The following is a 23269-nucleotide window of genomic DNA, read 5'->3' as shown; positions in this document are numbered from 1 at the left end:
GCAGGTCCGCAGGGAGAAACAGGCCCGGCAGGTCCACAGGGAGAAACAGGTCCGGCAGGCCCGCAAGGAGAAGTAGGACCCGCTGGTCCAGCAGGTCCTGTTGTTACGGAAACATCTGGATTCGCGGCTAATACAGAAGGAGCTCTAATTGCTGTGGTACTTGGAGGAACAACCGTTCCATTACCGAACTCACAGAATGTAAAAAATATCACAGTAGATCCTACAGACACGGTATTTACTATCACACTTTCCGGGCGTTATTATTTGTCCTACAAAGTAAATACAACAGCTGCATTACTATTGGGAGCAAGACTTACGGTCAATGGTACTCCATTGGAAGCCTCTGAGACCAACCCTGTGTTAAGTGTCAGCAGTTTTAATGCGGATATTATAGTATCCCTGGATGTGGGAGACACGATTAGCCTTGAATTATTCGGCCTCCTGGGTGCAGCAACTTTGCAGGATGGTCAAGGAGCTACTCTTACAATCATCCGTATTGATGACGAATTAGTATAACGAGAAGTATTTCGCCAGCTTCTTTTAAGAATTAGGGGAGCCGGCAAATGCTTCTTGTAATACGCATAGAAATATACGCACGTATTAACAGATGGATACAGGTGGGGGAGTACATGGAAGAGGAATGTCTTCTCTAGGTGAACATAGTGCTCCCCTTATAGCTGCTGTTCGGTCACCGAAGGCTTTCATGCGATGGGAGATACATAAGGATAGATGGATATCCAGACATACGCATCCATTTTCTTCTGCAGGGATGACGTATGCGTTGGGAAGAAATTCAGTAACATATCCCTCGAATTTGCAACCATCCGGTGCACATAGATAGTACGTCTCTTCTATTTCTACGGGGAAGGTACAGGGGGTAACGACGTCACCAGCACGATCATAAATATCTACGGTAACGTGTGTGCGGAAAGCTGCTGAAATTTTATTAAGCAGAACCCGGCTTCCGTCCCTCAAAGGGAAAGAGCGCTGTTCGGATGTTTTCTCAATCTGCCAGTAGAACGTATCTGCACCAGCAGACGTTAGGATAGTTCCTTCTGCGGTGGTTAAATAACAGGGGAGCTCTCTCCGTTGAAACTCGCGAGCCGGGGAGCCGGCGGAGTAAGAAATATCCAAGGTCAAAGTCCCCTTGCATCCTTGCCCATAAGGATCTGGAAGAATGGTGATCGATTCTAGATGATCCTTTTCAGCCAGGTGCGTATCCCCGGAAGCGAGGGAAGTCTCTTCCTTTCCATTGACTAATATAGTCAGTTCACAGTTCCCGGTGCATGTATGGGTTACAGCATAACAGCTTTCTACAGCATTAAGTCCGACGGTTGTATAAATGGGCGAAGGGTCTTCTGAATCATTTCTTACATAATAAGGAATACAAATACACTCTTCTGCTTCGGAAGTGGAATTAGGAACGAGTACGCGGCGCACCAATTCTTTACATGTACGGGTTTCCATCCAGTCATATACTTCTTTAACACGAACGCAGGTTGATTCCATCTCTTTCATACCCCGCCCTCCTCCAAAAGTCACTTGTTTTGATAACGTATGTGCGAATGCCCAGATCGGTGAACTATTTTTTGCTGTATTTACACATACGGCGCCGGTTTGTTTAGAAAGTGGAAAGCATGCCGAAAATATCGCTGCGATTGCTCCCTGAGGTTGCGGGGAGATGGGTAGAAAAGGTGGAAATGTTCTAGATCATAGTCAGAATTGTTGTATAATGTGGGAAAAGGATAAGAGGAGGAGGACACATGGACCCGTTCGATGTCATTGGGAATTTACATAATATCAAGCCTGTCTTCCAACCGGTGATTGGAGCAATCGATCATGATGTGATCGGATATGAGGTATTGGGACGTATCCAGGATGAAGACCGCTGGAAGTCATTGGGCCCTTTTTTCCAAGATGAAGATGTGCCGGAAGAATTCAAAGAGGAAGTCGATCAACACCTGTTGAAACTTGCAATGGACGAGATGTTGGAGATGGAGAAGGACGGAATGCTGTTCATCAACAGGAATGCCAGCCAGCTCCTCGTGAACGATGGAGAAGCTCTTCTGGAGACGCTTCTTTTGTATGACCAAAAAGGTTTTCACTTGAACAGGGTCGTGATTGAAGTGACGGAGCATGATTTTGATGAAGATTTCGAAACGCTCGGTCACCTTCTCCTATATTACAAGACGTACGGTATTCAAGTAGCCGTAGACCACGTCGGAGCAAAAAGTTCGAACATTGACCGAATCCGTCAATTAGAGCCGCATATTCTTAAAATAGATTCAGGCATTATCCGTAAGCATAACGGGGACGAATTCCAGGATGTCATGTTTTCCTTGTCTATGCTGGCCCACAGGATAGGAGCAGCCCTCTTATTTGAAAACATAGAGGATGATTTCCAGCTTTATTTCGCATGGAAAAATGGGAGCAGGTACTACCAAGGGTATTACTTAGCGTATCCGTCGTTTGACCTTGTTGAAAAGGAGTCACTGGCTGTCGATCTGTCCGAAAAGGTAAAAAGATATGTCCATAGACAGCGCACACTTATAGAAGAACGGCTGCTATTTGTAAGGCAATGGGAAGAAAAGGTGAAAGGACTGCTGGTAAAATGGGAGGGCCCTAAAAAAGCGGATACTTTCATTGCAGAAGTGACGGATCTTTTTGATGAGGAGAGTTTTCGGATGTTCGTTTGTAATGGAGAAGGGCAGCAAGTATCTGCCAACTTTCGGAAGCGTGACAGTGAATGGCAGATGGAGCCGCACAAAAAAGGATCTAACTGGGCTTTTCGTCCATATTTCCTTGAGAACGTTATGCGTATGAAGGCTTGGAATACCGGGCTGTTGTCCGACCTTTATTCCGATATTGAAACGAAGGAAATGGTTCGTACCTTTAGTTTTCCGCTTACGGACACTCATTTTCTCTTCATCGATTTACGCTATGCTTATCTCTATAATCATGAGTGTTTACTGCAATGACGTCCATCACTTTTCATCCAATGACGAAGAAGCTGGCGATAGAATCTCTTTGTTTCGCTTATGAGCCGCCCTATGATTTTTATAATGTAGCTGTAAACGAAGAAAATGTGAAGGAGCGTTTGGATGGAAGCTATGTGGCAGCGTTTGTAGGGGAGAACCTCATCGGCTTCTATTGTACTGGTCCGAGTGCCCGCGTCCCCGCTGGGTATCCTTTTGGAGCCTATGAGCGCCGTTGTACGGATCTTGGAGTAGGGTTGAAGCCGTCCTGGACGGGACAGGGAAAAGGAACACCGTTTTTCAAAGCTGTACTGGATGAGGTGGAAAAAGACTCCGAAAGCTGTCTGCGTCTATCTGTTGCCACGTTTAACAGGCGTGCCATCCGTCTTTATTCACGGATGGGTTTTGAGGCAGATCAAGCCTTCTATAGTGGTCCGGACAAGTTTATAACTATGGTGAGAGAAGCGACTGGAAAGAAGGAATAAGGCGGGTGAAAGATATTCTTTTTTAAGGGGTGTTACTTTGAATCCGGTAATGGTGGATGTGAAAGAGAAGTTAGAAACGGATCGGTTAATCTTAAGGATACCTGAACCAGGGGACGGGGCTGAGATCAATGCGTCGATTCGCAGATCAATAGAGGAACTGCGTCCTTGGCTTGGTTTCGTGCAGCAGCTTCCCACAGTAGAAGAAACAGAAGCGAACGCGCGCGAATCCCGTGCGAAATTCTACCTTCGCACAAACCTCCGGTACCTTCTGTTTGAGAAAGAAAGCGGCAGCTATGTCGGGACGTGTGGATTCCACAGGATCAATTGGAATGTCCCGGCAGTAGAGATCGGGTACTGGTTGGATAAGCAGGCAACAGGTAAAGGGTACATGAGGGAAGCGGTATCGATGCTGACAGATTATGCATTCAGAGGATTGCATTGTGCACGGGTGGAAATACGGTGCGAGTCCGGCAATCGACGGAGCAGAGCTGTCCCGGAAGGGCTGGGGTTTGATCTTGAAGGGATCTTAAGGAATGAAGACAAATCTGTTGATGGATCGAAACTTACGGATACGTGTGTGTACGCAAAGGTGAAGACCGATGTATGACGTCACCATCATTGGTGCCGGTGTAAGTGCTGCCTTCCTTGCTTGTCGTCTGGCACAGAAAAGAAACCCTTTATCCATCAAAATAATAGATAAAGGAAAACCTCTTGCCAATCGTTTTTGTGGGTCGGAGATTGGACAATCGTGTACGTGCGCTCAGTTATGCGATCGTTATTTCGGCTTTGGCGGTCTCGGAAAATCCGAAGGGAAATTCAATTATACCAATGGTTTTGGAGGAGAACTGTATAAGAAAATCGGCTCCAGAAAAGCGATGGAATACATGAAGGCTGTTGATGACATTCTTTGTGATTATGGTGGGGACGTGAAGAGGATCTATCACACGTGGAATAAGGAATTGGCAGCAGAGGCGCGTGAACACTCCCTGGAGATGCTGACCACCTCTGTCCGGCACTTGGGAACAAAAGTATCAAAACGTGTTTTTCAGAACATGTTTGAAACCTTGAAGAAATCCATCAGCTTCTCTTTCCAGACCGATGTATATGAGGTCACGTCGAATGAGAACGTTTTTCTTCTCCGCACGAGTGAAGGGATCATCCGAACAAAAAAGGTGATTTTTGCAACAGGAAAAAGCGGGAGTGACTGGATGCTCAATCAGGCAGCGGAACTAGGATTAAAATCTTCGAAAACAAGGCTTGATCTCGGGCTTAGAGTGGAGATGAAGCGTGGCCAGCTAGACAGCATTCTGGATCGCACATTTGAAACAAAATGGAGGATAGCAGCGGACGAATGGGAGGCTACGACCTACTGCATGAACCCGGACGGAAGGATTATTAGAAAGTTTCAGCACGGATGGACGATGGCAGATGGGCAGAATCAATACGAGGGAGGCGGTCCGAGCGGCAATTTAAATTTCACCCTTTTCGTTCCTCAGTATTTCCATACATACGAAGCTGCTATGAAAGCAGCATCCAAGGTGCTGGGAGGAATTAATCGAAAGGATGAAAGAATTCTCGTCCAGCGGCTCGGGGATCTTCGGCAGAACAAACCAACGTCAACATTGACTTACAACCGGGTCAAACCTTCCCTTGCGGCGGACCCTGGTTTTCTTAAAGATGAAGTTCCCGATCTTTATATTTCAGCGATGGAAACGCTGCTCCGAAGGTTAGAGAATTGGACTGGTGTAACTATGGATGAGGATACCCTTCTTTATGGAATGGATGCTAAATTTTATGAACCGAAAATGTCGACAGACCGCTGCTTTGAAACGGAGATTTCCGGACTTTATCTGGCTGGAGACTGCTCTGGCGAAACGCATTCTCTCTCCCAGGCAGCTGCCTCCGGTGTATACATCGCGGATGTGATTTCAAAACAATTAAGCCCATGAAAAACGGTGTCTTTAATCAGTAATCCTATAAGAAAAGCGGGAATAAGAAAGGGAAATCAAAACACCTCTCATCAATAAAATGAGAGGTGTTTTGATTTAAAATGGATTGGTTGCCCATTGAAGCGATTGTTTAATGAAAATACGCTGCTCCAGTTTCAACTGGGAAATTATGAATTCTGCCAGGTCTTCCGGCTGCATGAATTTGTCTTCGTTCTTCTCCTCCAGCTCGTCACCAAAGACAAGTTCTGTTGCGACAAGACTCGGGTTCATGGTGAAGACGCGAATGTTATGGCGGCGAACTTCCTGCATTAATGCTTCCGTCATACCCTGGACAGCGAATTTAGAAGCGCTGTAGGAAGTTGAACCTGCTGTGGCTTTGAGACCGTTGCTGGATGAGATCATGATGACATCTCCCTTATTCTTATCCACCATGTGAGGAAGGACGGCTCTAGTGACATGGTAAGTACCATAGACATTTACTTCAAACGTCCGTTTCCACTCTTCAGGCTCCAGCTCAAGGAACGATCCGTTCAAGCCGATCCCCGCGTTATTAATAAGGATGTCCGCTTTTCCCAAATCTGCCTCCAATGTTGCTACGGCTTTATTGACCGCTTGGATGTCCGAAATATCTACAGGAGCTGTGACGGCTTTAACACCATACTTCGCGGCTTCCTCAGCCACCTCATGGAGAGAACTCTCCGTTCGGGCCATCAAGCCAAGGTGAACACCCTCTTCTGCCAGTGCCAAAGCAGTGGCCTTACCAATCCCTCTTCCTGCACCGGTTATGTACGCAATTTTATTACTTATCTGTTGTGCCATATTCATCCTCCTTTCTTTTGATTTTACGACGTATACAGCCTTCTTGCAAAAAGGAAGCACGATAAAAAATCATTCCCACACATTTACTATACATAAAAAAATTATGGTAAACAAAAAGCTTGCTTGAAAAACAACTCAGGGAATCGAAAAGAATAATGTAAAGTTACCTTGACGTAAAGGTGGCTTTACATTATTCTTTTTATAGAAAGGGCGGTAGGGTAATTGTGAAAAATCATTTAGTAGCCTATAGAAAAAAACATCAATTATCACAGGATCGTCTGGCAGAAAAGTTAGGGGTTTCCAGACAGACGATTATATCCATCGAGAAAGGAAGATATGATCCGTCCCTGCCTTTAGCATTTAAAATTGCACGTATTTTTCAGGCTGCCATTGAAGATATATTTATTTTTGAGGAGGAAAAATAATGGATTATTATCCACTGGCGTATAAAGTAGCAGGTGGACTATTCAGTGTACAGGCGCTGTTCTTCATTCTTATATCTGTTCTTGCAGGAACGCTGCCGTCCATGCCTGCTTATTTAATGGTATCGATGGCGGTCATGAGTTTTTCCATGGCGTATCTGCACCCACAGTTCAAACAGAAGGACGAGCGTATGCAGCTGATTCGTTATAAAGGATTGTTCTATTCTTTTTTTGCCATGCTTATCTATATGTTTGCTTTACTTACGCTGCTGGAAGCAGGAGTTAACCTTACGGCCTCCATGGTCATCCAGATGTTGATTGCGTTGAATATTTGTACAGTATTCCTTTCCTGGGTAATTCTATCCAAAAAGATGTAAAGGAGGGATTGGAGATGGAATGGTTTTTTCCGGTAGCCTTCCTCGTCACATTTGGAATTCTATATTGGACAGCTCGTCGAGAAACAACGAAGAACGCTTTATCTAAGAAAGGATTTATCAAAATTCTATCCATATCCGCCATTGTGTTTGCAGCGGTTGTCATATTCGTCAGTGTCTGGAATCGCTGACATCCAATGGTTCTGCTGATTTCCGTCCATTTAGACAAACTAAAGGGGAAGGGAGGTCATCTTATGGGTGAAAAGAAAAAGAACAAAAATAAGAAAGATCTTAACGCATTAAGAAGAGAAAAAGGGGAGACAAACGGTACTGGAAAACAAAATCCATATCGTTAAAGGGAAAAACGTCCGGAATTTCCGGGCGTTTTTTTGTGCGTATTTATAAAACATCTTCCAGGGCGCTCTTGGAAGGTTCCATACTGATTCTTATCGGGTGGGCCTTTTTTCTCGTGAATGTATTATTACTGGTTTATTTCTACCAAAGTATGGTTATTTATAACTAAAATATTCCTTTTATAAATATTAACCCAAATATTTGGGTTAATATGGTTAAGGTTTTATTAAATTCTGTGAGAGAGGGTTGAGAACATGCACAAGAGGTATTTGCTTATTCTAATGACTGTCTTGGCTTTTTTCCTTGCTGCTTGTGGCTCGTCTGAAGAAACCGGTTCTTCAGATAACCAGGACACAGCAGCAGAAGAAAAGAAAAAAGACGAAGGTGAAGAAAAAGAAAAGAAAGAAAAGAAAGAGGAGAAAGAGGAGAAAGAGGAGAAAGCAACAGATGAGGAGGAAGCTTCGCCCAATGGGGGGGAAGTTATGACAGATAATATCACCGAACAATCAGAAGGCGATGTTGAAGTGCTATATACGAATGAAGATCCTGGTTTCAAAAACGATATGGACGGATTCATTGTGTCTGTAGAGAAGTATCAGGTCCTGAAAGTCACGGACATGAACGATGACATGTACATAGAATTCGATGATCAAAACGACGGCTATGTTGTCGTTGCGGAAGTGAAAGTGAACAATACGAAAGATAAAGCGATGTATTATCCGAGTTTTCTAAGGCTCCAAGGGATGAACTCGACAGATTTTCTTACCTCTTCCAGAACTTTCGTAAGAGATGAGTATCCAAAGTCGGAAGTGGAAGAGGAAACCTCTAAATACGCTGCAGGGGAAGAAGTAACAGGTCTGGTTACATTCACAATGACCAACGATCAATTCGATGTGCTCCAAAGTGTTAAACCGAAGTTGGTGATCGAAGGGGGAGCTGCGGATAATAGCAGCTTCAGCGATTCTTACAAAGGAAACGAAACATTTGATTTCGTATACGGTGAACAACAAAAAGAAGAAGTAGAAGCGGAATCTAATCTATATCCGGACGAGTTGACAACAGGAAACCTTGCGAATAAGACGATGATATTTGAAGAAGAGGGTATCGACGAATCCAAGCAGCTTGGGGATGTCCAAGTGACACTGGACGGCGTCCAGTATGCTGAGATCGAACCGACTGCTGGTAATGAAGCGAGGTTCTCGAACTTTGGTGAAGCGGGCATGGTTGCGCTCACCATCAAGCTCTCGTTGGATAATCAATCCGATCAACCTGTGAGTATATGGAATTTAGGGTCTAAAGTGAATGTAGATGACGGCCGGGCTTCCGTGCTTTCACAAGGCATGGTTGAACCATCAGATCCGCAAGCCGTTGAAGCGGGAGAATCCGGAGAGAAATACCACGTCTTTCTTTTCAGAAAAGACGATTTTGAATCTTACGGGTCTTTCCAACTGGAATTCGGTCCGTTCATCGCTGATGATGGTGAAAAAATGTACAAAGGGGAAACGGTCACGTTCGACCTTCCAAGATAGAATATAAACAAACTTAATGAATAGTGTCGTGAGTAAACGAGCCTCTCTAACGAAAGAGGCTCGTTCTTTAAAAGGCATTATCCTTGATGAGTGATTCGTTTGTATAGAAAATTTCATCCAATATTTTCAATAGATATTAAAATCAAATTACATATTGATAACCCACCTTTCTTTGTGGAGGGAACGCGTTAAAATGAGGCTGCAGGATACTATAAACTTCGTGCTAAAAGGAGAAGCAGCCAGTGAGAGTACAGACATTGATTCAATACACATCTATACAGGCGCCACTAAATATGGAAGAACAAAGGAGCATGGTGAAAGGGGTCACTGCCGATTCCCGTGTCATGGAGGAAGGATATGTGTTTGTGGCCGTGCCCGGATATAATTCGGATGGTCATGCTTTCATCAGCAACGCAATAGAAAAAGGAGCGGTCTTAGTTGTTGGAGAGAAGCCATTGGAAGGACTTCCGGTTCCTTATGTCCAAGTGGATAATAGCCGGAAGTTCCTTGGTCAAGCAGCAACTGCATTCTACGGATATCCGGCCGAGAAGAAGACTGTCATTGGAGTCACCGGAACAAACGGGAAAACGACAACCAGTCATATCCTTAAACATATTTGTGAACAGAATGGCTATACTTGCAGTTTGTTCGGCACGATCGACAATATTGTAAATGGTGAAACGCTTCCGGCCGATCAAACCACACCGGATGCACCCACTATACAAAAGCTGCTTGCAGAAAGTGAGGACGATCTAATTATTATGGAAGTGTCCTCTCATGGTCTGGAGCAGTATCGGCTGGAAGGCATCTCCTTTGATTATGCTGTCTTCACAAACCTCACCCATGACCACTTGGATTATCACAGGACAATGGAAGAATATTTTCAGGCGAAGTCGAAGTTGTTTACGATGCTGAAAGAGAATGGAGCAGCCATTATAAACACAGACGATCCGTGGGGAAGCAAGCTAGCCTCCTGTTTCGAAGATAAACCTTTGAAGACGATTGGTCAGGACCAAGGTTGTTCTCTGAAAATGGAAAGCCTTCTTCCAGCATCGTCCATGGTACTTCTTAGAGAAGAAAACCAGCATGTGGTCCTACCTTCACCATTGGAGGGGGAGCACAACTTATACAACACCGCCCAAGCCTATGCCGTAGCGAAAAGTCTTGACATTCCTACCGATGCTGTTTTGGAATCATTACAGCAGTTTGAGGGAATTAAAGGCAGGTTCGAAGTGATTCGGACGGATTTTGATGTAACGATCGTCATTGATTACGCTCATACAGCAGATAGTATCTCCCATACATTACAAGCGGTACGAGCTCAAGGGGCATCCTCTATATATCACGTCTTCGGTTTTAGAGGCAACAGAGACGTATCTAAAAGGGAGAAAATGCTTCTTGCTTCTCTGAAACATGCGGATCGAACGGTATTGACGATGGATGATTTAAACGGTGTTTCTGTAAGTGAAATGAAAGAAGAGGTGATCATGGTCCAGGAAACTTTCGCAGGTGACCGAGGGACCTTTGTATCGGACAGAACGATCGCTATTGAGAATGCAGTACTGGAGGCTGATAGCGGTACATGGGTGGTTATCACCGGAAAAGGGCATGAGACCTACCAACAGGACTTCTGTTATTCCGTTCACTCCGATAGAGAAGCAGTGGATTATATCCTTGAAAAAAGGAAAATACGTGTTTGAAGCTTGAAAATAAATGAAGAAAAAACACAGCAGAATATTATTTGCTGTGTTTTTTCCATTTAACACCATTGGTAATAGTTCCGATTATTCCTACTCCGAGGAACAAGTAGGCAACGATTATAGACATTTCTTCTAGTTGGTTTGTCCATAATCGGTATAGGCCGACCATGACTAACAACAGGCTGCCGATAAGGCCGATGCCGCTTTTCATTTGTTTGTTCACGGCTCATCCCCCTTTAAACTTTCTTTAAAAATATCATACCATGGTATTTTCTGCACGATATAAAAAAGAAGGTATGTAAATGCTAACTGGTATAGACAACTATATAAATGGATGATATCTTATTACTTGATAAAACGTTTTCATCAAGATTGAAGGAGGATTTACTATATGCTGAATTTTTTACAACGGATCGGAAAGTCGCTGATGTTTCCGATTGCCACCCTGCCTGCAGCAGCATTATTGGTCAGGCTTGGGATGGACGATATGTTTGGTATTCCATTTATGACTGCGGCAGGGAATGGAATACTGGAAAACCTTGCTCTCATTTTTGCGATAGGTATTGCCATGGGATTTGCGAAAGACGGTAGTGGGGCGGCAGCTCTGGCTGGCGCGGTCGGATACCTTGTACTGACAAACGGGATCACCGCCATCAATGATACGATCGATATGGGAGTGTTTGCCGGAGTAATCGCAGGAGTCATTGCTGGATTATTGTATAACCGCTTTAATGATGTTAAATTCCCTGAATTTTTATCATTCTTCGGCGGAAAACGGTTCGTTCCGATCATTACATCCCTCGTGATGGTCATTTTATCGTTCGTACTCGGATATTTGTGGGTATATCCACAATATGCGCTTGATGCGGCGACCGGATGGATCTTAAATGCCGGAGAAATTGGTGCTGGTGTATATGGCGTTTTGAACCGTCTGCTCATTCCTGTAGGTCTGCATCACGTTATCAATACATTTATATGGTTTGATTTCGGTACATTCACAACGGCGGCGGATGCCGTGGTTCATGGTGAAATCAATCGTTTTCTCAACGGGGATCCGAATGCGGGCTATTTCCTTGCCGGCTTCTTCCCAATTATGATGTTCGGCCTTCCGGCTGCATGTCTTGCCATGTATATGTCTGCAAAGAAGCACAGGAAAGCAGCTGTCGGTGGGATGCTCTTAAGTATCGCCCTTACATCTTTCCTGACCGGGGTTACAGAACCGATTGAATTTTCGTTCATGTTCCTCTCCCCCCTTCTTTATGTCGTCCACTCGATCTTAACAGGGGTAGCTATGGCGTTAGCCTACGCGTTTGACATCCGTCACGGTTTTGGATTTTCTGCCGGATTGATTGATTTTGCACTTAACTACAACATTGCAGAAAACCCGGTTTCTTTGATCTTGATCGGATTAATCATGTTCGTCCTGTATTTCGTATTGTTCTATTTCCTAATTGTAAAACTGGACTTAAAGACACCTGGACGGGAAGACGAAGAGGATATTATGGAGGAAGAACAGGAAGAGAACGCTTACGATAAGAAGGCAGCCCGATATCTTCATGCACTCGGTGGGCCAGATAACATCGTCTCGCTCGATTATTGCACGACTCGACTGCGCCTGCAGATGACAGATCGGGAAGTAGTGGATGAGCAGGCATTAAGACGATTGGGTTCCAAAGGAGTCATGAAAGTCGGTAAAACGAATGTACAAGTTGTTGTTGGCACAACGGTCGAATTCTTGGCATCCGCCATGCAGAAACAAATAGAGACCGGCTTGCTTCCTTTATCGGATTCTGAAAAGGAAAAGGCCGGAACGATGGAACAGGTTGAATCCGAAGGTTATACACTGGAGTCCGATAAATTTCAGATGCCTGTGGATGGAAAGATTCTGCCGCTGACCGAAGTTCCCGACCAGGTTTTTGCTCAAGGTATGATGGGGCAGGGATTTGCTGTGGATCCGGCAGGGGATGTTTTCTGCTCGCCCGTCGACGGAGAAGTAGTTCAAGTTTTCCCGACGAAACACGCCGTCGGAATCGTAATGAATAACGGATTAGAGATTCTCATTCATGTAGGGCTGGATACGGTCAAACTGGAAGGGAGAGGGTTTGAAAGTCTCGTAAATGCCGGGCAGAAAGTGAAGAAAGGAACGCCGCTGCTTCGTGTTGATTTAAATTATGTCTCTAAGCACGCACCTTCTCTAATTACACCGATTATATTTACGAATTTAAAAGAGGAATCATTCCAGCTTTTAGCTACGGAGGATAAGATGCAGGGAGACAAAGGTCTTTTATCGATAAAGTAAGGGAGGATAATCGTGACAGATATCATGCAGATCCACAACGTCAGAATCGTTACGGATAACGAGGTTATAGATAACGGCACCATTCAAATAAAGGAGGGTAAGATAGAAAAAGTCGAGAAGGGGACGATCGCTCCTCAAGGAACCGTCATTGATGGAAGAGGGAACACGTTAGTGCCGGGGTTTATAGATGTTCATGTGCACGGTGCGGCCGGGCACGATGTCATGGATGCTTCGCGTGAAGCTTTGGAGGGTATGGCATTAAAGCTGACCGAAGAGGGAACGACTGCGTTTCTTGCCACGACGATGACCCAGTCCAAAGAAGCGATCGAAAAAGCGCTTGAAAACGCCGGAGACTATATCAAATATGGGCAGACCCCTGGAAATGCAGAAGTAATCGGCATTCATTTAGAAGGTCCCTTCATTAATGAGAACAAAGCGGGTGCACAGCCGGTGGAGCACATTATTCCACCATCTGCCACATTATTTGATAAGTGGCAGGAAGTGAGCCGTGGTAACATCCGGCTCGTCACCATGGATCCGGAATCAGAAGCTGGGCTGGAACTATGCCGCCACCTTTCTTCGGTAGGTGTGACAGCATCTATTGGTCATAGTGAAGCGACGTTTGATCAGGCAGTTAAAGCTGCAGATCACGGAGCGACTCACGTCACTCATTTGTTCAATCAGATGAGTGGTTTCCACCATAGAGAACCGGGAATCGTTGGTGCTGCTTTCCTTGATAAAAGGTTGAAAGTGGAAATAATTGCGGATTATATTCATGTTCATCCGGAAGCTGTTCGAGCGGCTTATCAAATGATCGGGCCGGACAGGCTGATTTTGATCACCGATGCAATGCGGGCTAAGTGTTTAAAAGATGGAACGTATGACCTGGGGGGACAATCCGTCTATGTCTCCGGAAAAGAAGCAAGATTAGAGGACGGCACCCTTGCCGGCAGCATCCTTCGTTTGGAAGAGGCTGCGGAAAAGATAAAAAAAGCCATGAAGATGAGCTGGCATGACTTTGTCCGGATCACCTCCCTTAATGCAGCAGAACAAACAGGAGTAGCAGATAAAAAAGGGACGATTACTGTTGGAAAAGATGCGGATATTGTTCTCCTTGATGACCAAACACAGGTGAGTATGACAATTTGTAAAGGCATTATTGCATATGACAGGAGGGGTAATGGTGCAGTTGATCATCGTCGATGACTATAAAAAAATGAGTGAACGGGCGAAAGATATTATTGTCCATCAAATTGATAAGAAACCGGAAACTGTACTTGGGCTTGCGACAGGGGGTACACCGATTGGAACGTATAAGGAGCTTATCCATGCAAATGGAGAGAACACAGTGGATTTCTCCAAGGTTTCAACGATCAATCTTGATGAATATATCGGTTTAGATGAGGAACACCCAAAGAGTTACCGATATTTTATGAAAAATGAGCTGTTTCTTCATATAAATATCGATGAAGCAAACACCTATGTGCCAAAGGGTACGTGTGAAGATTTGGATAAGGAGTGCAGGCGGTACGAATCCTTAATTGAGGACATCGGTCCCCCTGATCTGCAGCTCCTCGGAATCGGGGAGAACGGTCATATCGGCTTCAATGAACCCGGCAGCAGCATGGAAAGCGAAACACATGTGGTGGAACTGACCCCCTCTACCCGAACAGCGAATGCCCGTTTTTTCAATACGAAGGAAGAGGTCCCTACCCATGCGATAACGATGGGCATCCGCTCCATTATGAAGAGTGAACGAATACTCCTGTTGGCTTCCGGCAAGAGAAAGAGGAAGGCTATTGCCCGTTTATTGGAAGGAGAAGTCGACGTGAATTTTCCAGCTTCCATTCTTATGAATCACCCCAATGTTACGCTGATTCTGGATAAAGAAGCATACGGAGTGGAGGAAGGAAACGATGCTTGATAAGAAATCACCTCTTCCGATGTACTATCAGATCGAAGAAGATATCAAAGGAAAGATTGAATCAGGACTGTTTGGTGTTGGGAAGACGATACCATCCGAAAGGGAGCTGAGTGAACAGTACGGTGTTAGCAGAATGACGGTAAGACAGGCCGTTTCCAATCTTGTAAATGAAGGGGCTCTGTACCGGGAAAAAGGAAAGGGTACCTTCGTTTCTGAGAGAAAGATCGAGCAGCCTCTTACGGGAATGACAAGCTTCACCGAAGATATGAAGAAGCGTGGAATGACAGCAACGAGCAGACTGATCGGATTTTCCGTCATCTCTGCTCCTCCGGACATAGCCAGAAAGCTGCATTTGGAACAAGGAGAAGAAGTTTATGAAATCCAGCGTATACGGTTTGCTGATGGGAAGCCTATGGCTGTTGAACGGACGTTCCTCCCGATCGCTCTTGTGCCGGGAGTAGATGAATCGATTGTAATGGGATCTTTATATGAACATATAGAAAAGAATCATGACTATAAGATCGACAAAGCGACACAGGTAATTGAGGCGACGACTGCAGATCAGGAGCAGTCTGAGCTTTTGGCCATTCCTTACGGGGCAGCTGTTCTTCATATAGAAAGGCTTAGTGTCCTTACAAATGGGACCCCTTTTGAAGTGGTGAAATCTTCCTACCGCGCCGACCGATATAAATTCATCAGTGAAATACACCGGACGTAAGGAGGGAAGGTCTATGAGCTATTTACTTAAAGTAATTCAGAAACTGAAAGACTTGGAACAGACGGGCATCCCGGAGAAATTGTCTGAATCTCTGGCAGACAGAATACAGGCCGGAGGGATTATCTACATGTTTGGCTGTGGTCACTCCGGACTGCTGGCGCAGGATGCATTTTACCGTGCTGGAGGTTTGGTACCTGTCAAACCGATTTTTATCGAGCCGCTCATGCTGCACCAAGGGGCACTACAGTCTTCCAATAATGAAAGGACGGATGGATTTGTCCTTTCGTATTTAGAGCAGGAGACCATCACAGAGAAAGACGTGATGGTCGTGTTTTCCACATCCGGAAGAAATCCTGCACCGATTGATGCAGCTATGTTTGCTAAAGAAGCCGGTGCCTTCGTTCTGTCCATTCAATCGCTCTATTACACTTCCTCACAAGAATCCAGGCATGTATCCGGCAAACGCTTGGAGGATGTAGTCGATGCCGTAGTCGATTCTATGGTGCCGGTTGGTGATGCCGTAGAAGAAAGAGAGAACCTGGATACGAAGTTTGGACCCGTCTCCTCTGTCCTTGGATCGGCCCTTTTGCATTATTTGATGGCAAATGTGATGGATGTGCTGCTGGCAAGAGGAATGGAACCGCCGATATTTAAAAGTGGAAATGTCGATGGTGCGGACGATCATAACTCCCGCTTGATCGAAAAATACAAGGGGCGGATTTCATTTTAATGAATTCTCTAGTAAAATGAGGTGCAATACAAAATCCTAATTTGAAGGTGTTAATAATGAAACATATCATCATAGGAGCAGGGATACTTGGTGCCTCTACAGCTCTCCATTTAGTAGAAAAGGGAGAGGAAGTCGTGATTATCGATCGGTTCGAGCCGGGGCAGGCAACAAGAAATGCCGCTGGTATTATCTGCCCCTGGTTAACAAATAGAAGCAACAAGGACTGGTATGAACTGGTTATCCGAGGGGCTGCATACTATGAACCGCTCGTTGAACGGCTTGTTGAATACGGAGAAAGAGAAACCGGCTACCGAAAAACAGGTGCCATTAACCTATTCGATACGGATGAAAAACTGGATCGTAAATACGACCTTGCAGTTGAACGCAGACGAGAAGCAACAGAGATGGGAGAGTTGTCCAAGCTGACAACAAAAGAGACGAGGGAGATGTTCCCGTTGGTGTCCGAGTCTTATCGTGCCCTTCATATAAGTGGTGCCGCAAGAGTGAACGGCGACAAAGTTGCCCAAGCCATGCTGAATGCTTCCGTGAAATTAGGGGCCGCGTATATAAAGGGAGATGCACGTTTACTCATGCATAGTGGAAATGTGGAAGGGGTCGAAGTCAATGGTCGGACCATTAATGCCGACAGGTACCTCTTGACCTCTGGAGCATGGATGAACCAGCTTTTTCAGGATGTAGGGCTTAAATCGAACGTCCATTTTGAAAAAGCTCAGATCCTGCATTTTGAAATGCCTGAGTTTGCGACAGAGAATTGGCCGGTCGTACTGCCACCTTTCAATCATTATATCCTTTCCTTTGATAAAGGGAAGATTGTGGTCGGGGCAACAAAAGAAAAACGCAGTGACTTTAATGTGGACGTAACGGCAGGAGCTGTTCATCAATTGTTGGACAAAGCACTTCGAGTGGCTCCGGGTCTGGCGGAGGCAGCTCACGTCGAAACAAAGGTCGGATTCCGTCCGTTTACCAAGGGGAATACACCTGTCCTCGGAAACGTTCCCGGAATAGAAAATCTGATAGTCGCAAATGGACTTGGAGCCTCCGGGTTGACCAGCGGTCCTTATGTCGGTTTACAGTTAGCAAACCTTGCATCGGGAAACACCGTTGATTTGCCATTAGAGAACTACCCTCCATCCTCTTTATTTTTATAAACTTCCATACCACTCTCACCACAGGAAACCTTTTTAAAGGGGTACTGTGGTGATTTTTAATATACGATAATTTAATTATGTAAACGAAGATATAAGACAAATGGCTTGTCTTATATCTCAGGGAGAGGCCCGCTAGCGTTGAATGGTTGGATGTATGCAGCATGAATGAAGGAATAGGAAGAAGAATGGGTCCGTTTATGCACTCTTCACGGTCGCTCCTTGTTGACTTGCTGCTTTCAATAAGGTCATTTTGTCCGAGTTTGTCAGTTTGCTCCAAATACCCACTTTAATTTTCATCATTTTTTCCTCCTGTAATGGAATTAGTATGGTGGCTTTTGGCGAACAAACAGGTCCAGTTTGTTAATACTTAGCATATACCGTCATTTCAGAAATTTTAAACAACAAAAATATCTACAAAATTCGATTCCTTCTCCAATTCTTAAGAAGGTTATAGTACCTGTACGTCGAATATGTATATATGCAAAGGGGTATGAATACCACCTTTGACATTTTGTTATTAGTGAAGGGGGAAGCTGGATGATTTCTTATCAAGTTCAATCGGAGAAAGGGTTTACGGGAAAAGTCGGTGAACTCGTCTGGATGCTGGAACACACCCGTGCGATCACAATCCAGGAAGTAGCGGATCTTAGTACGGAAGAACTTGATTGGTCCATGGAGGGCGGAAATTCTATCGGTGCGCTTCTCTCGCACATAGCTGCTGTCGAATATGTCCACCAGCTCATTAGTTTTGAACAGAGGGACATGGATGAATCGGAAAGAAAAGAGTGGGGGGCAGCACTCGAACTTGGGGAAATGGCAAAACAGCATGTGCATGGCATGTCTATCGACGATCTTCTGGATGTATTGGAAGCGACGAGGGATCAGACGCTGGACTACCTCAAGGGTAAAAATGATGACTGGCTTTACAAAGAAGATGTATGGTCAAACGGAGTGACCTTTAATCATTATTATTTATGGTTTCATGTGTTGGAAGACGAGATTAATCATCGAGGTCAAATAAGGGCATTGATTCGTTCCATGAAGGAGAAGAAAGTTTCTTCCTGAATCATATTAAAAATGCAGGAGACGGTGAAAACTGTCTCCTGTTTATGCATGTACATGTTAAAGAGAAGAACCTGTAATCCTGAACAGCTTCTACTGTCGATAACAGAAGAGCAAATCAAGCAAGAAAGGACGGGGAGAAGGATGATACACCGGTTCATCGACGGTCATAACGATACCCTGCTAATGCTGGAAGATGGGGTGGATAAATTTTTCAAGGGAATTCCTAACGGCCATTTAGATTATTCAAAGGGTATGGCGGCAGGTTTTGCGGCAGGTTTTTTTGCGGTGTTCTGTCCCAATCCCGACACAGATCCTGCTCAGGTGACTTACAAAACGGAGCAGGGGTATGAGAAATCCTTTCCCGCTTCTTTGGATCCTGATTATGCGTGGAAAATTGCCAATACGTTAATTTCCCGATTTTATCAGCTGGAGGCTTGCTCTGAGGGGAGGTTTAAAGCCGTTCGAACGGTGGAGGATTTGGATAAAGCATGGAATGGAGAATGGATGGGCGGGATACTTCACATGGAAGGAGCGGAGCCGATTGATGAGGGGCTGGATGCTCTGCATGTTTATTACCATGCAGGACTCCGCTCCCTCGGGCCGGTTTGGGCTAGGAAAAATATCTTTGGAGAAGGCGTCCCTTATCGCTTTCCATCCTCTCCGGACACCGGGCCGGGAATAACGGAGGCTGGAAGGAGGCTCGTGAAGGTATGTAATGCTCTTGGTGTGATGATTGATTTATCTCACATAAACGAAAAAGGTTTTTGGGACATTGCCACGCTGACAGACGCCCCGCTTGTCGCAACCCATTCAAATGCTCACGCCATTTGTCCAATATCCAGGAACCTGACCGACCGGCAGCTGGACGCGGTCAAAGACAGCGGGGGGCTCGTTGGTGTCACCTACAGCACCAGCCCCAACATGGTGACAGAAGACGGTGTCAATAGACAGGATGTACCGCTTTCTGCAATTGTAAAACATATTCATTACATGATCGAACGGATGGGCATTGACCACGTCGCACTTGGATCAGACTTTGACGGCACGCGGATTCCATACTCAATGCATGATGTGACGGGTGTTCCAAAGATCTTAAGAATACTGGAGAAGGAAGGAATGACAGAGGGGGAAATCTATAAAATTACACAAGGTAACTGGAGGAGAGTTCTTTCGAATACTTGGAAGTAATGATGGAGATAGACACATGAAATACCGGTGTGTGCCCAGAAACAAAAGAGAGCGCACACCGGGAAATATGGTTATCTGTGTTGTTGATAAGTAATGTCTTTTGTAAGGGATTGAATATTGTTGTACTCCGCATCGGAAAGAGGAGCTGCTTCCAAAAAAGTGAGGTTCTGTTCCAACTGTTCCACAGAGCTTGCACCAAATACGGCTGTCGTAACGGCCGGATGATGAAGGACATATTGGAGGGCAACAGCTTCCGCACTTTTTGAAGTGTTGCTTACTTTTTTCCAATCACGAGCGATGGACATCACTTCATCAGCATCATACTCAAGGATGCCGTCGCCTGCTTTATCGCGCGCTTTTTCTATTCCACGGTCAGACAGGATGCCTTTAGCAAGAGGGCCGCGTGCCAGGACGCTGATCTCATACTCATGGAGCAGGGGAAGGATCTCTTCCTCCGGCCTTCGATCGAGAGCGCTGTACTGCATCATGACGCTGGCAATCGAGGATTTCTCTGCAAATTGCTTTATCACATTCGGACGAATGGAGGATATGCCGTATTCCCTGATCCACCCTTCTGATTTTAAATCTTCGAACGCTTCGATTGTCTCATCAATCGGGTCATCAATGGTACCGCCGTGAAGCTGGTATAAGTCGATATAATCCGTTCCTAACCGTTTTAAGCTGTCTTTGACGCTGCTTTTTATGTGTTCTTTGGATGGATCCCATGTCCAACCTTCTTCCCCCGGTGTAAAACGGTTCCCTACTTTCGATCCGATAATTAAATCCTGGCGGCGTCCTCGGATCGCTTCCCCTATTAATTCTTCATTCTTTCCGTAATCGTAGAGGTCTGCGGTGTCCAAATAGTTCACCCCGCTGTCAATGGCCCGGTCGATGATTGATTTTGCTTGTGCTTGATCGGTTCCGAGGGACATGCAGCCAAGGCTGATTTCAGATAAATACAAATCTGTTTTCCCTAATTGACGTTTATTCATAGAATCATCCTTTCTTGTGAGTACCGGTAGTTGTGATGCTTTGTCTCTGCCTTTCCTATGTTAAAATGAAGAAAGAGTTTAGAGAGGATGAGCATCTTGAGTAATTTTGAAGAGAAAACATATAAAACAGAAACAATCTATAAAGGGAAGATCGTTCAATTAGATATTGACAGTGTAACATTACCCGACGGGAAAACATCTAAACGGGAATTGATCAAACATCCGGGCGCCGTTGCGGTCATAGCTCTAACGGATGAAGGGAAACTGATCTGCGTCGAGCAATACCGGAAACCACTCGAGAAGAACCTCGTAGAAATCCCTGCCGGAAAACTGGAACCGGGAGAAGATCCGAAGGCCTGCGCGTTAAGGGAATTGGAAGAAGAGACGGGTTACACGAGCGATGACTTAAATCTTATCACTTCCTTTTATACTTCACCAGGTTTCGCTGATGAAATCGTCCACGTCTATTTTACCGATCGTGTGGAAAAATTGAATGAAAAGCCTGCAGGGGATGTGGATGAATTTGTGGAACTGATGGAAATAACCGTAGAAGAAGCGGAACAGTTGGAGAAAGAGCAGAAGATCCACGATGCAAAGACCGCATATGCGATTCTTTATTTAAAATTAAGAAGGAATGGATAAGAATGAAAGATTACTTTGTCGATCTTCATGTTCATATAGGGAGGGACTGGGAAGGCGGCCCTGTTAAAATTACAGGATCAAAAACGCTCACACTCACAAACATTTTCCTGGAGGCCAGCAGACGAAAAGGCCTTGATTTGATCGGTATTATCGACGCTCAGTCACCCGCTGTTTTGGATGAGGTGGAAGATTTGATCGATCGGGGATATGCGGAAGAAGTTTCCGGAGGGGGAGTGCGCTCCGACAGCACCACCCTCCTCTTAGGTTCAGAAGTGGAAATATATGATGCATCCTGTCAGGGTCCCATTCACGTTCTCTGCTATTTTCCTACCATAGATACGATGCGTCGATTCAGCTTATGGCTTTCGAAGAAAATGAAAAATGTCAGCTTAAGCTCTCAGCGCTTTTATGGTACAGCGAGAGAACTGCAGACTTATGTTAGAGAAAATGGCGGCCTTTTTATACCTGCCCATATTTTCACTCCATTCAAAAGCCTTTACGGTAAAGGAGTGAAAAAGTCGTTGAGAGAGATCCTTGATTCTGATAAAATCGATGCGGTTGAACTTGGATTGAGTGCAGATACGGAGATGGCTTCCCAGTTAGCTGAACTGGCTCCTTACACCTATGTTACGAATTCTGACGCGCATTCTCTTAGTAAGCTTGCCAGAGAGTATCAACTGGTAAGAATGGATGGATTGTCATTGGAAGAATTAAAGCTTGCATTACATAGAAAAGATGGACGCCGTATCGTCGCCAATTATGGTATGGATCCGAAAATGGGGAAGTATCATAAAACCGTTTGCGGAAACTGCCTGCATCCGGTGACGGCAACCGGCTGTACATGCAGAAAAAGCCGTCTGGTTAAAGGTGTTTCCGAAAGAATTAAGGAACTGTCGGACGAGGGACAGGTAACAAAGCGCCCTCCATACGTGTATCAAGTGCCTCTGGAAACGCTGCCGGGTATAGGAAAGCAAACGTATGAAAAACTCCTTGCTGCTTTCGGGTCTGAGATGGCCGTCATTCATGACGTTCCATCTGCGGAACTGGAAGAAATCGTTTCCTCCTCCATCGTCCACTATATCATTCAAATGAGAAAGGGAGAGCTTGATATAGCTGCCGGCGGAGGCGGTAAGTTCGGAAAGATCCATTAATATAGAAGGTCCTTGGTCTACTTTTTTCTTTTCGCTCATAGATTAGTCATAGAATGAGTGGACAGAAGGGTGGAGAAGTGACGATGCAGCACGGAGTGAGAATGGTTCAAAATGACGTCAAGACACACATGAATATATTTGTGTTTATCTTTGTGCTATTCATTATGGGAATGGTCTTTGGAGCGGTCATCGTAAACAGTATGAACTTTGTTCAGAAACAGGATCTTTTCTTTTACTTGGAGCAGTTTTTCGAGCAGCAGACGTCCGTGGAAGGTTCGAGCAGAGCGGTTCTGTGGCAGGACAGCATCTTATACCATATGAAGTATATGCTGCTGCTCTTCCTTCTCGGTATCTCCGTAATAGGAATGCCGATCATTACGGTTCTTCTTTTCATCAAAGGACTCGTTATTGGTTTTTCGGTCGGCTTTCTAGTAAATCAGATGGGTTGGTACGGGCTTGTCATATCTTCTGTTTCTATCGCACCGCAGAATTTGATCATTATACCCGTTTACCTGATTGCTGGGTCGCTGGCATTGATATTCTCCTTGACTCTGTGCAGGCAGCTTTTTATACGGAAGGTGCACCAACCTATTTTGAAAGCGTTCGGTAGATACAGCGCATTGTTCGGAGTCTTGCTGATTATTCTGCTGGTAGCATCACTGATCGAGGTATTCGTATCTAATTCCGTGTTGGAATACGTACTGAAGTGGATTTATAAATGATTAAACTATCACTTAATAATGATTATCGTTAACAGATAATAATCATTATAATTTGACACTCG

The 23269-nt window shown here is 45.0% G+C and carries 25 protein-coding genes; 21 read left to right on the top strand and 4 right to left on the bottom strand.

All coding sequences use genetic code 11. The features are described 5' to 3' along the window. A partial coding sequence (locus AXG56_RS19735; RefSeq protein WP_304439379.1) for a collagen-like triple helix repeat-containing protein occupies positions 1-516 on the top strand: 516 nt, incomplete at its 5' end. Between the two features lie 84 nt (positions 517-600). On the opposite strand, the gene AXG56_RS05995 is transcribed toward AXG56_RS19735, so the two are convergent. Beyond that, a complete protein-coding gene (locus AXG56_RS05995; protein WP_062513573.1) occupies positions 601-1518 on the bottom strand; it encodes a hypothetical protein in 918 nt (305 codons plus the stop codon). 245 nt (positions 1519-1763) lie between these two features. Here AXG56_RS05995 and AXG56_RS05990 point away from each other — a divergent pair, with 245 nt between their 5' ends. Genes AXG56_RS05990 through AXG56_RS05975 form a run of 4 tightly spaced genes read left to right on the top strand, consistent with a single transcriptional unit; the run spans position 1764 to position 5409 of the window. Then, positions 1764-2978 (top strand): EAL-associated domain-containing protein, encoded by a 1215-nt coding sequence (locus tag AXG56_RS05990; protein WP_062513570.1) that lies wholly within the window; start codon positions 1764-1766, stop codon positions 2976-2978. Beyond that, positions 2975-3460 (top strand): GNAT family N-acetyltransferase, encoded by a 486-nt coding sequence (locus AXG56_RS05985; RefSeq protein ID WP_062513568.1) that lies wholly within the window; start codon positions 2975-2977, stop codon positions 3458-3460. Before AXG56_RS05990 ends, AXG56_RS05985 begins: the two co-directional genes overlap by 4 nt. A 37-nt stretch (positions 3461-3497) precedes the next feature. After that, positions 3498-4067 carry a GNAT family N-acetyltransferase gene (locus AXG56_RS05980; RefSeq protein ID WP_062513566.1) on the top strand — a complete coding sequence of 190 codons (570 nt, stop codon included), beginning with the start codon at positions 3498-3500 and terminating at the stop codon, positions 4065-4067. After that, entirely contained in the window at positions 4060-5409 is a 1350-nt protein-coding gene (locus AXG56_RS05975) for a hypothetical protein (RefSeq protein WP_008639813.1), read from the top strand. Before AXG56_RS05980 ends, AXG56_RS05975 begins: the two co-directional genes overlap by 8 nt. A 96-nt stretch (positions 5410-5505) precedes the next feature. Here the strand turns inward: AXG56_RS05975 and AXG56_RS05970 are convergent, their stop codons facing one another. Then, positions 5506-6228 (bottom strand): 3-ketoacyl-ACP reductase, encoded by a 723-nt coding sequence (locus AXG56_RS05970; protein ID WP_062513563.1) that lies wholly within the window; start codon positions 6226-6228, stop codon positions 5506-5508. A gap of 224 nt (positions 6229-6452) precedes the next feature. Between AXG56_RS05970 and AXG56_RS05965 the strand changes: the two genes are divergently transcribed. The 5 genes from AXG56_RS05965 (at position 6453) to AXG56_RS05950 (ending at position 10607) form a co-directional block, all read left to right on the top strand. Continuing rightward, positions 6453-6653 carry a helix-turn-helix transcriptional regulator gene (locus AXG56_RS05965; protein ID WP_008639817.1) on the top strand — a complete coding sequence of 67 codons (201 nt, stop codon included), beginning with the start codon at positions 6453-6455 and terminating at the stop codon, positions 6651-6653. Continuing rightward, positions 6653-7027: a hypothetical protein gene (locus AXG56_RS05960; protein ID WP_008639819.1), complete on the top strand. Its 375-nt coding sequence runs from the start codon at positions 6653-6655 to the stop codon at positions 7025-7027. Before AXG56_RS05965 ends, AXG56_RS05960 begins: the two co-directional genes overlap by 1 nt. 14 nt (positions 7028-7041) lie before the next feature. Then, a complete protein-coding gene (locus AXG56_RS19400) occupies positions 7042-7215 on the top strand; it encodes a hypothetical protein (RefSeq protein ID WP_161484898.1) in 174 nt (57 codons plus the stop codon). A gap of 417 nt (positions 7216-7632) precedes the next feature. Continuing rightward, positions 7633-8907, top strand: coding sequence for a DUF5068 domain-containing protein (locus tag AXG56_RS05955; RefSeq protein ID WP_062513561.1), 1275 nt, complete (start codon positions 7633-7635; stop codon positions 8905-8907). Between the two features lie 242 nt (positions 8908-9149). Next, on the top strand, positions 9150-10607 hold the full coding sequence (locus AXG56_RS05950; RefSeq protein WP_062513559.1) for a UDP-N-acetylmuramoyl-L-alanyl-D-glutamate--2,6-diaminopimelate ligase: 1458 nt from the start codon (positions 9150-9152) through the stop codon (positions 10605-10607). Between the two features lie 37 nt (positions 10608-10644). Here the strand turns inward: AXG56_RS05950 and AXG56_RS05945 are convergent, their stop codons facing one another. Further along, positions 10645-10830, bottom strand: a complete 186-nt coding sequence (locus tag AXG56_RS05945) for a hypothetical protein (protein ID WP_008640186.1) — start codon at positions 10828-10830, stop codon at positions 10645-10647. A 168-nt stretch (positions 10831-10998) separates the two neighbouring features. On the opposite strand from AXG56_RS05945, the gene nagE reads away from it, so the two are divergent. The 8 genes from nagE (at position 10999) to AXG56_RS05905 (ending at position 19700) form a co-directional block, all read left to right on the top strand. Then, complete coding sequence (gene nagE, locus AXG56_RS05940; protein WP_062513557.1) at positions 10999-12906, top strand: N-acetylglucosamine-specific PTS transporter subunit IIBC; 1908 nt, start codon at positions 10999-11001, stop codon at positions 12904-12906. 12 nt (positions 12907-12918) lie between these two features. Then, a complete protein-coding gene (gene nagA, locus AXG56_RS05935; RefSeq protein WP_082794444.1) occupies positions 12919-14112 on the top strand; it encodes an N-acetylglucosamine-6-phosphate deacetylase in 1194 nt (397 codons plus the stop codon). Next, complete coding sequence (nagB, locus tag AXG56_RS05930) at positions 14090-14830, top strand: glucosamine-6-phosphate deaminase (RefSeq protein ID WP_201029300.1); 741 nt, start codon at positions 14090-14092, stop codon at positions 14828-14830. The genes nagA and nagB overlap by 23 nt, the downstream gene beginning before the upstream one ends. Then, entirely contained in the window at positions 14823-15548 is a 726-nt protein-coding gene (locus tag AXG56_RS05925) for a GntR family transcriptional regulator (RefSeq protein WP_062513553.1), read from the top strand. Before nagB ends, AXG56_RS05925 begins: the two co-directional genes overlap by 8 nt. A gap of 13 nt (positions 15549-15561) precedes the next feature. Further along, positions 15562-16278 carry a sugar isomerase domain-containing protein gene (locus AXG56_RS05920; protein ID WP_062513550.1) on the top strand — a complete coding sequence of 239 codons (717 nt, stop codon included), beginning with the start codon at positions 15562-15564 and terminating at the stop codon, positions 16276-16278. A 53-nt stretch (positions 16279-16331) separates the two neighbouring features. After that, entirely contained in the window at positions 16332-17447 is a 1116-nt protein-coding gene (locus tag AXG56_RS05915) for an NAD(P)/FAD-dependent oxidoreductase (RefSeq protein ID WP_369815265.1), read from the top strand. 537 nt (positions 17448-17984) lie between these two features. After that, positions 17985-18512: a DinB family protein gene (locus AXG56_RS05910; protein ID WP_062513548.1), complete on the top strand. Its 528-nt coding sequence runs from the start codon at positions 17985-17987 to the stop codon at positions 18510-18512. A 141-nt stretch (positions 18513-18653) separates the two neighbouring features. Further along, positions 18654-19700 (top strand): dipeptidase, encoded by a 1047-nt coding sequence (locus AXG56_RS05905; protein ID WP_062514113.1) that lies wholly within the window; start codon positions 18654-18656, stop codon positions 19698-19700. Positions 19701-19771: 71 nt separating this feature from the next. Here AXG56_RS05905 and AXG56_RS05900 read toward each other — a convergent pair whose 3' ends face one another. Next, entirely contained in the window at positions 19772-20692 is a 921-nt protein-coding gene (locus tag AXG56_RS05900) for an aldo/keto reductase (protein WP_008640163.1), read from the bottom strand. Positions 20693-20788: 96 nt separating this feature from the next. Here AXG56_RS05900 and AXG56_RS05895 point away from each other — a divergent pair, with 96 nt between their 5' ends. From AXG56_RS05895 to spoIIM, 3 genes are read left to right on the top strand one after another with little or no spacing between them, the layout of a single operon-like run. After that, a complete protein-coding gene (locus AXG56_RS05895) occupies positions 20789-21334 on the top strand; it encodes an NUDIX hydrolase (protein WP_008640162.1) in 546 nt (181 codons plus the stop codon). Positions 21335-21336: 2 nt separating this feature from the next. Then, a complete protein-coding gene (locus AXG56_RS05890) occupies positions 21337-22485 on the top strand; it encodes an endonuclease Q family protein (protein ID WP_062513546.1) in 1149 nt (382 codons plus the stop codon). A 53-nt stretch (positions 22486-22538) separates the two neighbouring features. Continuing rightward, the gene (gene spoIIM, locus AXG56_RS05885) at positions 22539-23207 is read left to right on the top strand and encodes a stage II sporulation protein M (protein ID WP_235601466.1); all 669 of its coding nucleotides are present in this window, start codon (positions 22539-22541) and stop codon (positions 23205-23207) included. Positions 23208-23269: the final 62 nt, after the last annotated feature.

Origin of the sequence: Halobacillus sp. KGW1 (assembly GCF_001592845.1) — a bacterium.
Taxonomy (GTDB): Bacteria; Bacillota; Bacilli; order Bacillales; family Halobacillaceae; genus Halobacillus.
The sequence above is the reverse complement of the archived record's forward strand: the minus strand, read 5'-3'. Positions and strand labels throughout refer to the sequence as shown.